This window comes from Bradyrhizobium sp. USDA3516, assembly GCF_057651995.1.
On record NZ_JBYGYN010000015.1, the window covers coordinates 78,369 to 95,492 of the forward strand.

8 protein-coding genes are annotated in these 17,124 nt (G+C 64.8%); 2 read left to right on the plus strand and 6 right to left on the minus strand.

All coding sequences use genetic code 11. The annotated features are described in order from the left end of the window. Positions 1 to 17: 17 nt before the first annotated feature. Complete coding sequence (locus AC24YW_RS34385; RefSeq protein ID WP_487486861.1) at positions 18 to 1,274, minus strand: efflux RND transporter periplasmic adaptor subunit; 1,257 nt, start codon at positions 1,272 to 1,274, stop codon at positions 18 to 20. Further along, entirely contained in the window at positions 1,271 to 4,462 is a 3,192-nt protein-coding gene (locus AC24YW_RS34390) for an efflux RND transporter permease subunit (protein ID WP_487486862.1), read from the minus strand. Before AC24YW_RS34390 ends, AC24YW_RS34385 begins: the two co-directional genes overlap by 4 nt. A gap of 619 nt (positions 4,463 to 5,081) precedes the next feature. Here AC24YW_RS34390 and AC24YW_RS34395 point away from each other — a divergent pair. Next, positions 5,082 to 8,900, plus strand: a complete 3,819-nt coding sequence (locus AC24YW_RS34395; RefSeq protein ID WP_487486863.1) for a hypothetical protein — start codon at positions 5,082 to 5,084, stop codon at positions 8,898 to 8,900. Positions 8,901 to 8,919: 19 nt separating this feature from the next. On the opposite strand, the gene AC24YW_RS34400 is transcribed toward AC24YW_RS34395, so the two are convergent. The 4 genes from AC24YW_RS34400 to AC24YW_RS34415 all read right to left on the minus strand — a co-directional run bounded on the left by AC24YW_RS34400 (position 8,920) and on the right by AC24YW_RS34415 (position 15,589). Then, positions 8,920 to 11,967, minus strand: coding sequence for an ATP-binding protein (locus tag AC24YW_RS34400; RefSeq protein ID WP_487486864.1), 3,048 nt, complete (start codon positions 11,965 to 11,967; stop codon positions 8,920 to 8,922). A gap of 332 nt (positions 11,968 to 12,299) precedes the next feature. Further along, complete coding sequence (locus AC24YW_RS34405; RefSeq protein ID WP_487486865.1) at positions 12,300 to 13,127, minus strand: hypothetical protein; 828 nt, start codon at positions 13,125 to 13,127, stop codon at positions 12,300 to 12,302. Positions 13,128 to 13,210: 83 nt separating this feature from the next. Next, positions 13,211 to 14,503, minus strand: a complete 1,293-nt coding sequence (gene fsrB, locus AC24YW_RS34410; RefSeq protein ID WP_487486866.1) for a siderophore utilization protein FsrB — start codon at positions 14,501 to 14,503, stop codon at positions 13,211 to 13,213. A gap of 216 nt (positions 14,504 to 14,719) precedes the next feature. Continuing rightward, positions 14,720 to 15,589: a helix-turn-helix domain-containing protein gene (locus tag AC24YW_RS34415; RefSeq protein ID WP_487486867.1), complete on the minus strand. Its 870-nt coding sequence runs from the start codon at positions 15,587 to 15,589 to the stop codon at positions 14,720 to 14,722. A gap of 252 nt (positions 15,590 to 15,841) precedes the next feature. Between AC24YW_RS34415 and AC24YW_RS34420 the strand changes: the two genes are divergently transcribed. Beyond that, entirely contained in the window at positions 15,842 to 17,062 is a 1,221-nt protein-coding gene (locus tag AC24YW_RS34420) for an amino acid ABC transporter substrate-binding protein (RefSeq protein WP_487486868.1), read from the plus strand. Positions 17,063 to 17,124 lie beyond the last annotated feature (62 nt).

Consider the following 17,124-nt stretch of genomic DNA (forward strand, 5'->3'; position numbering starts at 1 on the left):
CGATCCGGCCTCGCGACCTATGAAGCGGCGCTCGTCGTGCGGGTTTGCACCTTGGCTCCATCGGCAAGGTCCACCGACGGATTGAGAATGATCTGATCCCCGCGCGCGACCCCGCTGTCGACCTCGAGCTGACGGCCAAGATCGCGCAGCACGTGGATCGTCCGGAAATGCACGATGCCATTCTCGACCATGGCGACCTGCATGCCTTTGGCATTGAAGATCACCGCATCAGCCGAAATCTGGAAGCTTGGCGTTCGGCGCGGGATACGAAGTTCCACGGTGCAGTAGATCCCCGACGTGAGCGCGGCGTCGGGATTCGGGATATCGACCTCCGTCAGCAGCGTCCGCGAGCCGGGCTGGAGTGCATCCGCTATCCGGGTCACCGTGCCTGGAAAGGTCCGGTCCGGGATCTCCGGTACGTGGATGGCCGCGGCAATGCCAGGCCTGAGGCCGAATGCGGCGTCCTGCGGCACGAACACCTGGGTACGGATGACGTTGCCTTGCTGGAGCGTGAACATGAACGTGCCCGATGTGGCATCGGCCTGGACCAGGCTGCCGACGTCGACATTGCGCTGGGTGATGACGCCGTCGAATGGAGCCACCACGCGCTGATACAGCTTCTGCTGGCGGAGCACCTGCAACTGCGCCTCCTCGGCCGTGATGTTGGCCTGCGCCACCGCTACCGCGGCCTCCTGGGCCTTCAGAGTCTGCTCGTCGATGGTGCCCTGCTGCGCGGTCACCCAGCCCTTTTCGACCAGCGGCCGATCGCGGTCCCACGTGACCTTGGCGAGTTCACGGTTCGCCTGGGCCTGCTGGTACGACCAATTGAGCTGGGCAAGGGTCGCCTCCGCCTGGGCGATCTGGTGATCGAGCTCGGGGGCCTTGATCTCGGCGAGCAGCTGCCCTGCCTTGACGCGGTCGCCGATATCGACGGCGCGGGTGGCAATATAGCCGCTGGCGCGGGCGAAGATGTTGGCGCTCGCAAATGCGGAGGTCGTCGCCGGCAGCTCGACGACCTCGACATTATCGGCGGGCTCGACGGCGACCACACGGACCTCTGGAACAAAATCCCGGTGCTGCTCGGCCGTCGCTCGTAGCTGGCGGTGCTCGGCATATTGGCGCCAAGCGCCCGCCGCCAGCAGCGCGCCCACAATGAGGATCAGGATGAGGCCGGCGAGGCGCCCTCCCCGACGAGCCCGCCGCCGAGGCGCGATGTCCTGGTCCCGGCCGAGTTCGGTCACGCGCTCGGGTTCGATTGGTCCGTTGAAATTCATTCCAGCACCTCGTCGAATACCCCGTGATGTGTCTTGCCGTCATTGCGCTTGCGAAGAATCGCGAACAGGTAAGGCACGACCAGCAACGTGGTCGGCGTCGCGAACAGCAGCCCGCCGATGACGGCACGGGCCAGCGCGGCGTTCTGTTCCTCGCCGGCCGCGCCTATCGCCATCGGGATCATGCCGACGATCATCGCGGCCGCGGTCATCAGGACCGGTCGGATTCGGGTATGGCCCGCCTCGACCGCGGCTTCAAAGGCAGTCTTGCCTGCAAGTTGCTGCTCGCGGGCAAAGGTCACGAGCAGGATCGAGTTTGCCGAGGCGACGCCGACCGCCATGATCGCGCCCATCAGCGACGGCACATTGAGTGTCGTGCCGGTGATGAACAGCATGGTCAGGATGCCGCAGAGCGTTGTTGGCAAGGCCAGAATGACGACAAGGGGATCGCCGAAATTCTGGTAGTTCACGACCATGAGCAGATAGACGAGCACGGCGGCGAACAGCAGTCCTGTGCCGAGGTTGATGAAGGCGCTGTTCATGCTCTGGATCTGGCCGGTGACCTGGATCGTGTTGCCGGGCTTGAGCTGCTTCTGAAGATCGGCCGTGACTCTGGCGATGTCGCTCGCCACGCTGCCGAGATCGCGATCCTGGACGCTGGCATAGACCTCGTAGACCGGCTGCACATTGGCCTGGTTGGCGTTGGTCGTGATCGTGCCACGCTGGAACGTTGCGACATTGCTCAGCAGGCCGGGAATGGGCGTGTCATTCTGCGGTGACGCCAGCGACGTCGATACCGGGGTGTTGGCGAGATCGTTGAGCGATGCGATCTGCCGCTCGGGGGTCTGCACCGCGAAGTAATAGGGAATGCCGGATGTGGGGTCAGTCCAGAAATTCGGCATCACCTGCTCCGAAGAGCTCAGGCTGACGTTGAGATTGCTCGCGATCGTATCGGCATTGAGCCCCAGCTGCGCTGCACGGGTGCGGTCGATATTCGCGTAAAACGCCGGCGCGTTGACCTCTTGCTGGAGATGGACGTCGGCGATTCCCGGGATCGCGGCGAGACGCCGGCGCAACTCGTTGGCAACCTTCAGGTTATTCGCCTTGTCGTAGCCCACGGTTCGCACGTCGATCTGAGCCGGAAGCCCGAAATTGAGGATCTGGGTGACGATGTCGGCCGCCTGGAAGTAAAAAGTGTCTTCAGGAAATGCAGCCGGCAAGGCCTCGCGCAGCTTGCGCACGTAGTCGGCGGTTGGCCGGTGGCCTTCCCTCAGCGAAATCAGGATGACGCCATCGTTGACGCCGATGGTCGAACCGTCGCTGAACGCGAGATTGTAGGAGCGCGCCGGCAGGCCGATATTGTCGACGATCAGAGCCCGATCCTTCTCCGGAACGATCTCGCGGATCTTGTCCTCGACCTGCTGAAAGATCGCCTCGGTGTTCTCGATCCGGCTTCCGGCCGGCGCGCGCACATGGAGCTGGATCTGTCCCCCGTCGATGACCGGGAAGAAATCGCGACCGACCATGGGGAACAGCACGAGGCCGAGCGCCAAAACGGCGACCATGCCGGCAGGAATGATGAAGCGGTGCTCGATCAATCCTTTCAGGGCTTGCGAATAGGCACGGCGCATCGCCTCGAAGTGTCGCTCGAAGGCCGCATGAAATCGCGCGAAAGAACCGCGTGGCGCAGCACCGGTCTCGCCGTGCTGCTCGCCCTTGAGCAGGAGACCGATGATGATCGGCGTCAAAGTCCGCGACAATCCGTATGACGCCAGCATGGCGAACACCACCGCAAGGCCGAGCGGCGTGAACAGATATTTGGCCGGCCCTTCCAGGAAGACGACCGACGTGAAGACGCAGCTGATCGCCAGTGTCGAGACGAGCGTAGGTATGGCGATGCCGGCCGCACCGTGCAGCGTTGCCTGCGGCAGAGGCTGTCTCTCCTCCGTGAGCAGGCGATGGGTGTTTTCGATCGTGACCGTGGAATCGTCGACCAGGATACCGACGGCCAGCGCCAGTCCCCCCAGCGTCATCGTGTTGAGGGTCTCCCCGAGGAAGTGGAGCACGATCAGCGATGTGAGGATCGATAGCGGAATCGAGATCATCACCACGAGCGTCGATCGCCATGATCCGAGGAACAGCAGGATCATCAGCGCGGTCAGCGCGGCCGCGATGGCGCCCTCGCGCAACACGCCTTCCACCGATTGCTTGACGAACACCGACTGATCGAACAGTTCGTCGATACGCAGCCCCGGAGGCGCGGCGGCGCGTGCGGCTTCGAGCGCCTTGTGAACCGCGTTGACCACGCTCAGCGTCGAGGCGTTGCCGTTCTTGATGATGCTGAGCAGCACCGAACGGCGGCCGTTCTGGCGCACGACATTCTGCTGCACCAGCCAGCCATCGTGAACCTGCCCGACGTCCCTGACGAAAATCGTGGCGCCGTTCACGACCTTGATCGGGATGTTGTTCAGGTCCTTGATCGATGGCGGCGTCGCATTGGTCCGGACCACATATTGCTTGTCACCCATCTTCGCGGTGCCGGCCGGCAGCGTCAGGTTCTGGGCGTTGACCGCATTGACGACGTCGAGCGGCGTCAGCCCCTTGGCGACCAGCTTGGCTGGGTCGAGATCGACCATGATCTGGCGGTATTTTCCGCCCGAAGGCGTCGGCAGCGTGATGCCCGGAATCGGCGCCAGTTGCTGACGTATGCGATAGATGCCGTAGTCGTAGAGCTGCTGCTCGCTCAGCGTATCGGAGCTCAGACTGACCTGGAGCACGGGCACGCTGGAGGCGTTGAACTGCACGACGACCGGCGCCTGGATGCCGGGCGGCATCAGTGCGCGGATGGCGTTGGTTGCGGAGACGATCTGCGAAATCGCGAGGTCGAGATTGACGTCGGGTTGGAAGTAGATTTTCTGCACCGACAGACCAGCCATGGTCTGTGCCTCGATGTTCCTGATACCGTTGACGTTCGAACTGATCGAGTACTGGCTGTAGGTGGTGACGCGTTGCTCCATTTCCGGCGTACTGAGGCCGGTATAACTCCAGATCACGGTCACGACCGGGATGTCGATATCCGGAAAGATGTCGGTCGGCATCGCGAGTATGGTGACTGCGCCGAGGAACAGGATCAGCGCGGCGACCACGTAGAAGGTGTGGGGAAATCGCAAGGCGAAACGAACGATACCCATCGAGGCACTCCTTGCGGCGTTGCGGCCCCTTGCGGCCTCAACGGCTGTCCAGATCAGCGTTGACGCATGCACGCGGCATGTTGCCCGTGCGGCCACCTCGTGCGCTCCTGGATGGTTCTTGGCCTCGAGGGTCGACGATAAACCCCGCTCACACTTCCGGCTTCGGGCGTCCGGAATTGCAGAAACATGGCAACAGAAGATCAGAAGTGAATGCGGTGCGGTGTTAATTCACGGCAATGATGGGCGCGGCTCGACCACAAATCGGTGAGCGCCCTCGTACGGAATCTCAAGACCATGCGAGCTAAGTCGCGGGACCAGACGGCCGGGAGGTCCTTCCCGCGGCACTGACAGGCGATGCACCTTGCTCCGGGCGTTAGCGGCCGCTTCCCGGGTTCAAACCAGCCTCGCTCTCAGCGCGAGCAGATGGCATTGCCACGGCGAACTCCGACCGCGTTCCGCCACGGAAAGTTCGGAAAAGTGTGGCCCAGTTCATACAATCGAGCGGCCGAGAGCCGCACTATTCCCAAATAGCGTTGTTGCATAACGAAACACGTTTCGGTTGCCGGGCCCAGGCGGGAATGCGCCTCGAGCCCGCGTGCGACCCGGGGGAGCCAGAGACATGCGTCGCGATTTGACCATCAAGACCGGCAGCATGGCCGGTACGTCCGATTTCAGGGTCATGGCTCCGATCAAGAAGGGGTTCGTGCCGTCCCTGGATGCGACCACGTACAAGACCCGCGTCAAATACGTGTTGCGGGCGCTGAATGGCGGACGCGCCAACGCCTATGAATCCGAGCTCGCCCGCGTGCTGACCGATTCCGTTGACCGCGTCGGACGGATCCACTCGGTGGGCATCGCCGTGCTCGAACCCGAGGACGAGGGCATCGACGGCGAGGACTATGTGCTGCTGACGGCGACGTTCGACGGCTCCTGGGAAGCCTATGTCCGCGTCATCTGGCAGAAGGCCGCCCGGCTGCTCGACCTCATCTTCTGCAACACCGAGGGCTACGTGCTCGGATATGAGAACACGTACGAAGACTGGGGTATCTGGCTCAAGAGCAGGCAGACCGAGGCCTATTTCCTCTACGCCACCCCGGACCTGACCGTGGATGACACGCGCTTCCTGCGGATGGAGGAGCGGGTCTATCGGCGCGTCTCGGGCGCCGGCGCCGACCAGATCGTGACGCGGATCAGGATTCCCTCGCCGGAAGACATCGCGCGCCGCTCGATATTCGAGGTCGACGGCCAGATCGGCGTCGATCCGGCCAATGCCGGCTTCAGCCAACCGCTCAGCATCGAAGCTGCCGCCCGGCCTCCGTTTCGCCACGGCATCCGAGCGCTTGCGGGGCTCTACCGTCTGGCCGACTTCTATCCGCCGGGCACGGATGATGGGGTGATTCTGCATCGGGCCGGCCACGAGCTGCTGCCGGAATTCGTCACCATGATCAACCACCCCGCCTATGCGGCGGGCGTCCAGCGCGCGCGCCGGCGCTATGAAGAGGCTCTGCGCTGGTTGATGACCCCACCCAATGTGGCGCCCGTCCGTCGCAACCTGCCCCTCGCCCCGCCGGCCGAACCGCCGTTGCAGGATCCCGGCAACGTGCAAGGCGGGATTCTGACCGCCTACAATTCAGATCACGGCTGCCTGCTGCTGTTGCAGTTCGCCAATCCGGCCGCACTGGCCGCGTTTCTCGACGTCCTCAAGGTGACCTCCGAAGCCGACGTTCTGACGGAGGGGCAGATCGTCACCAACATCGCATTCACCGTCGAGGGACTGCGTCAGGCTGGCCTGTCCGATGAAGAGGTGCGCACTCTGCCGGAAGAGTTCGTGCAGGGCATGGAAAGACGCGCCGGCCTGCTCGGCGACGTGCGCTGGAATCATCCGAACCGGTGGCGCCTTCCGGCCAGCAATTGGGCGCTCGGGATCGACGCGCCGGACCTGCCCGAAGGCGACCTGGCGCCGCGGATCAGCATGAGCTCGGTCCATGCCGTCCTCCAGCTCCGCCTGTTGCTGTCCAAGGATACGCAGACCGCGACCGATGCGAGAGGCGCGTTGATGGCCGAAATGAAGCGCCTGGTCGAGGTCGATGCAGGTGTCAGGCCGCTTTCGATCCAGTGGATGCAGCGACAGCGCGACAAGAGATCCGGCGACATGCAGGACCATTTCGGGTTCGCCGACGGCAGTTCGAACCCGGTGCTGCGTGAGTGCCAGACCGGCAGATCCTATTCCAATCAGGTGCATCTCGGCGAAATTCTGTGCGGCTATCCGAACATCGCCGACGAGACGGCGCCGCTTGGCGACCCGACCAATCGTGCTCATGCGATGCTTCGCGACGGCAGCTTCATGGCGCTACGTAAGCTGCGACAGGATGTCGAGCAGCTTGAGGATGTCCTCGCCCGCGCGACGCGACAGGCGACCGAGACGGCCGGGCCGGACGCACCTGCCCTGACGCGCGAAACGCTGATGGCCAAGATGATGGGACGCTGGCCGACCGGCCATGCCCAGGCGGGGCAACCCCTGACCCCTACTCCGCCGCCTGACAAAGGCCACAACGACTTCAACTACGACGCCGATCCGCAGGGACAAGTGTGCCCGTTCCACGCGCATATTCGACGCGCCAATCCGCGCGTTGCGATCACCAAGGCCGACGCAGGCGCCCGGCCCCCACGGATCGTCAGGCGCGGCATGTCCTACGGCCCGCCCGTCGACACGCAAGGGGCCAAATCCGCGCCGCAACCAGAGCGCGGCCTGGTTTTCATGGCCTACAATGCTAGCCTCGGCGAGCAGTTCGAGGTGGTGCAGAGCTGGCTCGCCGGCGGCAACAGCTCGGGCTCGTCTTCCGGAGTGAGCGATCCTTTCCTCGGCCTCGCCGAGCCTGGCCGGCTCCGGCATTTCCGTTTCGAGCACGCAGGCCAGACCATCCGCGTGGCGCTGGACGGCTCGGACCGGCTCCACGATGAACCCCGTCCGTTCGTTCGTCTGGAATGGGGCGCGTATTTCTTTGCGCCATCGAAGAAGGCGCTTGCCGATCTGCAGCAATGGGCGGCGAGCCAAGGGTATAAACCGGCGGTGACGTGGAGTGCGGATGAGGGGGAAAAGGAGATCGCGCGGCTGCGCCTGATCGAGCGCCAGAAGGGGGAAGCCGCTGCGATGGCTGCGTGGAAGACGGCACTCGAAGATCCGGATTCAGCCTCGCATTTCGTCAACGCCTCGATCTGGGCTGCGATCCGCGAGCGGCACGGCGGCGCGCTGCGCACGCCATTCGGGGTTTTGGTGGCCGACCGCGACATGGTCTACAAGGTGTTCGCCGATTCCGACACCAAGCTGACCATCACCGGCTATCTTCCTCGCATGTTGCGGTCGTTCGGCATCCTCTATCTCGGCCGCGACGCCGGGCAGCCGGATCAGGTCTACGAACAGGAATCCGAGGCCTGCAACGCCGCGATCATGGCCCTCGACCAGCCCACCGCATTCGAGCTGGCGCGCGCGGTTACGCAGAAAGTTCTAGGCTTCATGGTCAAGCAGACCATCGACTTTGCAGCAAGCGACGGCGAAGCGAGCTGGGAATTGACCGTCGATGTGCACGAATTGGTGGATCCGCTGCTCGCCGCCTTCTGCGAAGCGTGGTTCGGATTGAGTGAAGAAGGAGGTCATTTCCGCCGCGTCGGTTATCGCTGGGATTGGACGCCGGGCGAGGCGCCGGGTTATCCCGGCCATTTCCTGTCCCCGTCGCGCTACATCTTCCAACCGCATCCGAACCGGACGGTGGAGGCGATCGGTGCGGCACATGGCGACGCCGCGCGCCGCGCCATGGAAAATTTCCTGGCGCAGTTCGGGCCGACGAACGGGCCGGTGACGAAGGCGGTTTACAACTCGCCGCGGGGCACCGGCGACATTCCGTTCGTGGCCCGCACGGTCGCCGGCGCCATGATGGGATTCATTCCGACCGTCGACGGCAATTTGCGCCGAATATTGAACGAATGGCTGCGCGAGGGAACGCTATGGGCGTTGCGCGCTCGCTATGCCGGCACGAAGGCAAAGAACTACATGGACGCCCTCAACCGGCTGCGGGACGACTTCATTCCGGCGATGCAACTTCGCGCCGTGCCGGAACTGATCTGGCGGACAGCCGTCGTTTCGCAGACCATCGGAGGTGTCGAGGTCAGGCCGGGAGACGTCATCGTCGCCGGCGCAGTCTCCGCCACCCAGCAAAGCCTCGCCGAAGGTCGCCAGGACATCTACCACGCCTTCGGCGGCAATCGCAGGGTCGCGGGGCATCCGACGCATTCATGTCCCGGAGCAGACCCGGCCCTGGCGGTGATGCTGGGCTTCTTCAGCGCGCTGGTGGAGACGGAGCTACCCTTGCGGACCGGCCCCATTCCAATGAGCCTGACGATGGACGGACGAATCCCCGCGCCGAGCCCACCGCCACCCTAGGGCCGGAGGTACGCGGCGGTTAGACGGCACAATGCTGAGCGAGCTGATCGTTGGCGTGGATGACGGGTATGCCGGCGACGCGCCTGATCGTCTGCTCCGCATGCCAGTGCATGCCGAGCGCGCGCAGTTTCTCCGCGGCTTCCATCATGGTCTGGCGAGCCGCCTCGCCCCGGCCCTGCGCTGCGAGGAGCTCGCCCCGCAGGGAAAGATTCAGGGCCGCATCGCGCAGCGACCCGCGCCACCCTGCGGAGGTTTCGGCCCGGCGCAACCAGCGCTCGCTGAGGCGAGGATCCTGGCGCAAAGCTGCGAGCTTCGCCAGCGCGCGGCACGCCACCGCTTCGCCCAGTCGCTCGCCTTCGCGCGCGCGCCGCAGGACATGGGCGGCATACCGCCGCGCCGTCTCGACATCGCCTTCGGCGGTCGCCGCCTCGACGAGCCAGCTATATTGAACCGACGTGTAGAATTGAAAGTTGCGCCGCTCCATCCATTCGGCGGCGTTGCGCAACTGCAGCAGGCCCTCGGCGTCGCCGGTTGCCGACCAGCGGGCAAATCCCGAGGCGGCCCGGCAATCCGCCAGAAGCAGCAGGCTGCGCGTGTTCTCGGCGATGCGCGCCCCTTCCACGGCAAGCTGCTCCGCCTCCTGCCAGCGGCCCTGCCAGATCAGCGCGACTGCGATCCAGTTGCGCACGGAATTGACGACCGGATGGGTCGAGCCTCCGACCAGAGCCATGGCTTCGCCGAAACAGGCGTGGGCGTCCTCGAAATCGCCGCGATCCGCAAGGACACCGCCCTTGCACGATAGCGCATAGGCAGCTCCGAAGGATATCGCACCATGCCGCCGGCTGCGTTGCTGCTTGGTCGAAATGGCGGCGTCGATCAGGGCGATGGCCTCGTCGTACTGACAGCTTGCAGCGAGAATCTGACCGAGCGTCGCTTCGATCTGGGCGATCAGGCGACGATCTTCGAGCTTGCGCGCCAATTCCAGGGCCGTCCGCGTGTGCGTCACGGCTTCGCGGAAGCGGCCGAACCCGTAGCACATCCAGCCGAGCCATTCATAGGCGCTGGCCATCGCAGCGGTCTCGCCGAGGGAGGACGCGATCGCAACCGCGCGTTCGAACACAGTGGTGTCGTCGGTCAGCGACAGCGGGTCGAAGATATTGGCCATAGCCAGCTTGTTGGCCAAGAGGCACCAGCGCAGCGATTGCTCGCGCGAGCGATCCGGCACGCGATCCAACGCTTGCATCGCAACCTGATATTGCGCACTGGCACGATCGAGCGCGAATGCAGCCATGGCCTTGTCGCCGGCGCGTTCGGCATAATGGGCTGCGCTTTCCCAATGACCTGCGCCTTGCGAATGATAGGCCAGAGCTTCCATCGCATCCTCGCGATCAGCCTGCTCGGACCGCGCCAGCAAGGTGGCCTGCATCCGCTCGTGCAATGCCTGACGCTCGTGCAGGCCAATGCTGTCGTAGACCGCATCGCGCGTGATGCCGTGCTTGAAGCGAAGGACGCCGCCCGCTGGATCGGCATAGAGAAAGTCCGCATCTGCCAATGCCCGCACGATGGCCGGGTCCGGTTCGCTGCCGCAGGCCGAAACCAGTAGTCCATGCGGGACGGTATTGCCAATGACGGCCGCGGCGCGCACCACCTTCGCCTCGTCGGGCGGCAGGCGCGCCAGGCGCGAGGCGACCAGCGTTGCGATCCAGCCCTGTTTGCTGCGCGCTTCGAACGAAGCAGGATCGTTGGCGGCGATGGAATGGCACAGCTCCTCGATGAACAACGGCACCCCGCCCGCGTAGGCGTGGATGCGGGCCACGAGGAAAGGATCGGCCTGCGGGACCCAGCGTCGTACGGCAAGGTCGGTTTCCTGCCCCTGAAACGGTTCGAGAAACAGGCGCGGCGCGCCGGAGATCCAATCGGTGCCGTCCTCGCGCGGCCGGCTGGCGAGGATGACGCGCGGTCCATTGTGCAATTCCAGCAAAGCCTGCAGCAATTGGCGGCTGGCGTCGTCGGACCATTGCCAGTCGTCGATCACCAGCAGCAGCGGGCCTTGTGCCGACAGTCCGGTGAAGAACCCGAGCAGATCGCCGACGATGCCGTCGACGGTGATGCGGCCGCCGCGTGCATCGGCGCCGGCCGACGCCAGTGCGAGGATCGATTCTGCGTTCGGACCGAGCTGGGCCGCCCATGGCTCCAGAGCAGCGCGCGCCGTCTCCCTGGCCTCGACGATGGAGGCGTCCGGCCGAATTCCCAAGGCGGCGCGCAGCATCTGCAGGAATGGTTGCAGAACCTCGGCACCGACGTAACTCTCACAACTCCCCCGCAGCAGCCTGAAGCGCTCGGTGCCGACGTGTCCCAGCACCTCTTCCAGCAGGCGCGTCTTGCCGAGTCCGGGTCCGCCGACGACCACCGTGCAGCGTTGTGCGGGCGCAGGTGCCTCGCTCAGAAAGCGCCTCAGGAATCCGAATGCCTCGTTGCGACCGATGAAGGGCGTCAGGCCGCGCCGCGAGGTTGCCTCGAAGCGCCGGGTCGCCGTGCTTCGGCCCAATACCAGCCTCGCCTGCGGCATTCCGGAAGCCGCCGGGAGGGGGGCGGCGAGCTCGAAGAAGTTGGCATGCGGCCCAAGGGCATCGAGGCTGGCGAGGACCTGATCCGGACCGGCGTGGCGCGACAGATGCGCTGCCGTGTTCACGACATCGCCGATCAGGTCATACCGGCCGGACTCGATGTCGCCTTGGGTCAGGAGCACGGTGCCGGCATGAATACCCGAATGCATTCGCAGCGGCATCAGCGCCGGCGACACGCCGTGGTGGCGCAGCTCTCCGACCCATTCGTGAATGTCGAGTGCTGCTTCCGCAGCGCGACGACCGTCGTCTTCGCCGGATTGGGGATAACCGAAAATGGCGAGGGCACCGTCTCCCTGCGTTCGGATGATGCGACCACCGTGCTTTGCCACCGCGCGATGCCAGATCTGCCGCAACTGGCTGAGAAGTTCGGAAAGGTGCTCGGACTCGACGTCCCGGCCCAGGGCCGTTGATCCGACAAGGTCGGAGAACAGCACCGTCAATCGATGACGTTCGCCTTTGGGGACGCGGGTCTGCGTAATCATCGTCAATCGCAGCCAACTCGTTGACGAACCACAAGAACGGTCTCCAGCGGGTGCCTGACCGGATCCAGCAAGTATCGCAAAAGGCCATAGTAGCTCGCCTAACCCGCAAGTGGAAGCTCGCAGGATTGCATCCGCCGAATATGGCGATCAGGGCGACCCCATCGGCCTATCCTATTCAAAAACCTCATTTCTTCCGGTTTGTCGGAGGGCGCGGCACTGCCTCGCCTGCGCCGGCCGAGGCGGTCGATCAAAGCCGAAGGATCACGGCGGAGGATATCGAGCTGGCGTTTCTAGGGGAGCGGCAGCCGCTCCAACTGGCTCTGTGCCTTCTTGACCGCGGCCGCATACCAGCTCTGGCTCGGAGCTTCCTTGGCGAAGCACGCCGTGAAGGCAGTCATTGCCTTGTCTTCGCGGGCCATCTCGCCGCGTGGGTCTTTCTTGTCGACGGGCTTTGCCATCATCTGCTTCCAGACCTTCTCGCAGGCCGGGATCGGGGCGGTCTTCACGGCCTCGCTTGCCGCGAGGAAATAGACCCTGTCGCCCTGGATCGCGACGACGTCGATTTCATCCGGCGGACCCTTGAGGCCGCCATTGCCGCGCACGCCGAGCACAGCGGCTGCGGCGCTCGCCTTGGCCGGCTTGGTGATCGGCAGCTCCGCATAGATCGCGAAGGCGGCGTCCTGGATGGCGTGATAATAGAAGCGGTCGGATTTCAACGCGGCGCCACTCTCCTGCGGCATGCCGTCCGCGCGATGCTCGCCCAGCCAGTGCTTGAGCAGCGCGGTCGTGGTCACCACGGCCTGCATCCTGTCGCCTTCGGATGCGAAGCTCAGCCCGTCGAGATGGCCGAAGCCGATGTCGCCCTTGAACAGCGTATCGACGTTCGACCTGCCCTCGGCCGGGAGTCCCTTGATCGCGACCGGACCGATCAGACCGCGCAGCACGCCGGCCAGCTCCTTCAGGGCCGCATCGTGCTGCTTGTAGATCTCGTCGCTCTCCTTGGCGTTCGAGAATTTTGCGATGTAGCGGTCGCGCAGGTCGAGATAATGCTGCTCGGGCGCGGCCGCCTCGGCGGGCGCGGCCAGGACGAGCAGGCAGAGCAAGGCTAGCAATCTCATTGCAATTCCGAAAAGACTGGAGAGCGATCTCCCATCTTTGTGCCGAGGCGGTGTGCCAAGGTTCATCCGCCGGCGGAACGTCCCTACTCTGCCGGCGTCAGCTGCTCGCGGTTCAGCCGCAGGGCGGCCGTCTCCCGCACGCGGACCCGGGCACGGCGCTTGCGCCACCAGATGACGACACCGGTGACCGAGAGCGCGGCCACCACGAGCCCCATGATCGAGATCAGGATGCGGCCGGGCAGCCCGACGATGCGGCCCGAATGCAGCGGAAACTGCGCCTGGACGAAGATGTCGGCGGCGGTGCCAACCCAGGGCAGCCGCTCGCCGATGGGGCGTCCGTCCTCGCTGTCGTAATAGAGCTGCGCCGGGCCGACGCCGCCGGCACCGTGATCGTCGCCGGGGTGGAAGAAGGCGGCGGCATAGACGCCATGGGCCGGACCGTAGCTGAGCGCGCCGACCGGGGTGGTCCAGCCTCGCGCCTTGCCGTCGGCGGCCGCGCGGGCGGCGATCTCGGCGAACGTCATCTTGGGTTCGATCGGATTGTCGAGATCGCGATACGGCCGCTGCTCGTAGGGCGTCGGCGTATAGTTCGACACCATCTTCATCAGCGGCGAGAACACCTCGAAGTAGAGGTTCAGGGAGAACGCGGTGAAGGCGATGATGAACAGCACGCCCCAGGTCCACAGGCTGAAGGCGCGGTGGATGTCGAAATTGATCCGGTAGGCGCTGCCCGAGGTCTTGATGGTCCAGGCCGGCGCCCAGCGCGCCCAGAATCCGCGCTCGAGCTGGCGCGTGACCTCGGGCGCCCGCGCCGCCTTGGCGCGCCGGCGCGAGGGCAGCGTCAGGTAGAAGCCGACGAAGCAATCGATGGTCCAGATGATGGCGATGATGCCGAGCACGCGCATGCCCCAGCGGTCGCTGCCCCAGAATTCCGGGATGTGCATCGTGTAGTGCAGCTTGTACAGAAACGAGACGAAGTTTTCGCGCGTGACGGGCCACACCGCGCCCCAATAGCGCCGGCCAAGCTCCGCGCCGGTGTTGGGATCGAGGAAGACCTGATTGTAATCGAGCGGGTAACGCTTGCCGGTCGCGGGATCGATCCGCGGCATGACGAAGAACCACAGCGAATGGCCCTGCTCCGGCGTCATGAAGAGGTAGACGACGCGCGCACGCGGATCACGCTGCTCGATCATCTTGGCGAGCTCGAGCGAGGGAATGGCCGGGCCCTTGGTCGAGACATCGAACAAATGGCTGTTCAGGACGTCGTCGAGCTCGTGATCCCAGGAGATGATCGCGCCGGTGATGCCGGAGAAGAACAGGAAGGCGGCCGTCAGCAGTCCCGCCCAGCGATGCAGTTTGCCGAATATCGCTCTCATCGCTTGGATCTCATTCCCACTGGGCCCGGCCCCCTCGTTTGCCGGACCGCTTTCGATTGGACTCACCGGCGGCAGCTCAGCTCGCCGATGGGCCTTCGGCCTAACGCAGGGACTATTTCAGTGCGAGAGGTCCGACATTAGAATCTATCGAGACTGGCCAATAAGCTGCGCGACAAAGCGTCCATGCGTGATCGGCTGTCCGCGCAGCCGGGTGCGTCAAGGCCAATCAGCAAAGTTCAGCGTCGGTCTCGATCGTCCCGCTCTCGCGCGTGCCGCAACGCGCCGACGCCATACGCCCGGTGCCTCGCCGGTGTGCTTGCGGAAGAAGCGGCTGAAATAGGCGGTGTCCGTGAAGCCCAGCGCGAACGCGATCTGCTTGACGGCGATGGTTCCAGCCTCCAGCCGCGCCGCCGCTTCCCTGACGAGGCGCTGCTGGATCAGTTCGCTCGGCGAGCGCTTCAGCTCGCGGCTGCACAGCGCGTGCAGGCGATCCGGCGTGGTGCCGAGCAGCCTCGCGTAATCGCTGACGCGCAGGTGCTGTTGATAACGCTCTTCGAGCAGCCTGCGGAACCGGCTCAGGATCTCGGTGCTGCTGCTCTCCTCGTTGCGGTTGCCGTCGCCGGCGAACAGGCGCCAGAATCGCAGCACGCAGAGCGTCAGCTCCGCCGACATGATCGACGCTGCTCCGCTGCGTGCGGGCGAGGCGATCTCGGCGGCGATCGCCGCGATGGAACGCGCCATCGTGGCCGCAAGATCAGCCTCGACCTGCAATGCCAAAATGCCGCCCGCGCCCTCGAGCGCGAGATAGGCCGCCTCAGCCGATGGCGGGAGATAACGATGCCATGTCCCGGCACGCAATTGCAGCAGCTGCGCGGTCGTGCCGGCCGGCACCTCCAGATAGTCGACCGATCCCGCCGGGAGCCAGACCATCGCGGGTCCGACCGTCCGCACGGTCTTGCCGGCCTGGCCGATCTCGGCGGTCCCGCCGCCGGGAAGGCAGAGCAGATGAATGCATGGACGGGCCGCTTTCGAGGTCAGCGTCCATCGCCGCGCGACGTAATGCGCTGCGATCAGCTCGGCGCCCACAGGCACAGCCCCACTGGGGACGCCTGCCGGATCCGGGTCCGCGGCGCCTCGACGCACTTGGCGGGCAAGACCAGAAACGTCCAATCTTTCACCGGATTTGTCCATTGTGCGAGCAAAGCTTGGGATGCTTGCTAGGTCAAGTCCCGGTGGCGGCCGGCCAATGATGCCGCCCTAGAGAAGGTCGGGACCAGAGGAACGACCACTCACGTCGATGCCAACAATCGCTTGAGTGCAACAGGAGGGAGACACGATATGTTTTCGGCGAACCGTCGAACGTTGCTGCGCGTCGCTGGCCTTGCGGCTCTGGCCGGGACACTCTGGACCTTTCCGTCCACGGCCGATGCGCAGGAGAAGATCCGGATCGGCTACGCGATTTCCAAAACCGGTCCCTATGCCGGCGGCGCCGGCATCACCACCCTGCCCAACTATGAGCTGTGGGTGAAGGACGTGAATGCCGCCGGCGGCATCAAGCTCGGCGACAAGAAGCTGCCGATCGAGGTGGTCGAATATGACGACCGCAGCAGCTCGGAGGAAGCCGTCAAGGCGATCGAGCGCCTCGCCAATCAGGACAAGGTCGATTTCATTCTTTCGCCGTGGGGCACGGGTCTCAACCTCGCGGTCGGCCCGACACTGAACCGCCTGGGCTACCCTCACCTCGCGGTCACGTCGGTGACCGACAAGGCGCCGGAGCTTGCCAAGCGCTGGTCGAACGCGACGTTCTGGCTCGGGACGTCGGCGCAGATATCCGAGGGGCTCGCCGATCTGCTCGGCAAGCTGAAGAGCGAAGGCAAGATCGGGGCGAATATCGCGATGGTCAGCATCGCCGACCAGTTCGGCATCGAGCTGTCCGCCGCGGGCCGCGAGGCCTTCAAGAAGCACGGCTTCACGCTCGGCTATGACAAGACCTATCCGATGGGAACGCAGGATCTCCAGCCTCTGTTGAAGGATGCGATCGCGTCGAACCCGGATGCGTTCATCGCCTTCAGCTATCCGCCGGATACGATCGCGCTGACCGAACAGGCGCAGCTGTTGAAGTTCAACCCGAAGGTCTTCTATGTCGGCGTCGGCACCGCGTTCCCGCTCTACAAGGGCAAGTTTGCCGCCAACAGCGACGGCGTAATGGGCATCGGTGGTTGGAATGCCGAGTCTCCGCAGCTGAAGGAGTATCTCGCGCGCCACAAGGCTGCCACCGGCAAGGAACCGGATCGCTGGGCGAGCTCGATCACCTATGCGAGCCTGCAGGTGCTCCAGCAGGCGATCGAAAAGGTCGGCAAGCTCGACCGCACCGCTGTCGCAGCGGAAATCCGCGCGGGCACGTTCGAGACCATCATCGGCAAGGTCAAGCTGAAGGACGGCCTGCTCCAGGAGGTCTGGAGCGTCGGACAGTGGCAGAACGGCGAGTTCTACGCCCTCGCACCGACCTCGCGGCCGGGCGCGCGTGCCGCGGTCGTGCCCAAGCCGCAGTGGCAGTAAGGCTGGCTGGCAGGCCTTGCCCTCGCAAGGCCCGCCTGCAGTCCGCTCAAGGGGACGCCGCT

What these genes read in the sequence shown, in the direction of transcription:
- AC24YW_RS34390 (WP_487486862.1), bottom strand. Translation starts at nt 4,462, where the DNA reads ATGGGTATCGTTCGTTTCGCCTTGCGATTTCCCCACACCTTCTACGTG.
- AC24YW_RS34420 (WP_487486868.1), top strand. Translation starts at nt 15,842, where the DNA reads ATGTTTTCGGCGAACCGTCGAACGTTGCTGCGCGTCGCTGGCCTTGCG.
- AC24YW_RS34405 (WP_487486865.1), bottom strand. Translation starts at nt 13,127, where the DNA reads ATGAGATTGCTAGCCTTGCTCTGCCTGCTCGTCCTGGCCGCGCCCGCC.
- fsrB (WP_487486866.1), bottom strand. Translation starts at nt 14,503, where the DNA reads ATGAGAGCGATATTCGGCAAACTGCATCGCTGGGCGGGACTGCTGACG.
- AC24YW_RS34395 (WP_487486863.1), top strand. Translation starts at nt 5,082, where the DNA reads ATGCGTCGCGATTTGACCATCAAGACCGGCAGCATGGCCGGTACGTCC.
- AC24YW_RS34385 (WP_487486861.1), bottom strand. Translation starts at nt 1,274, where the DNA reads ATGAATTTCAACGGACCAATCGAACCCGAGCGCGTGACCGAACTCGGC.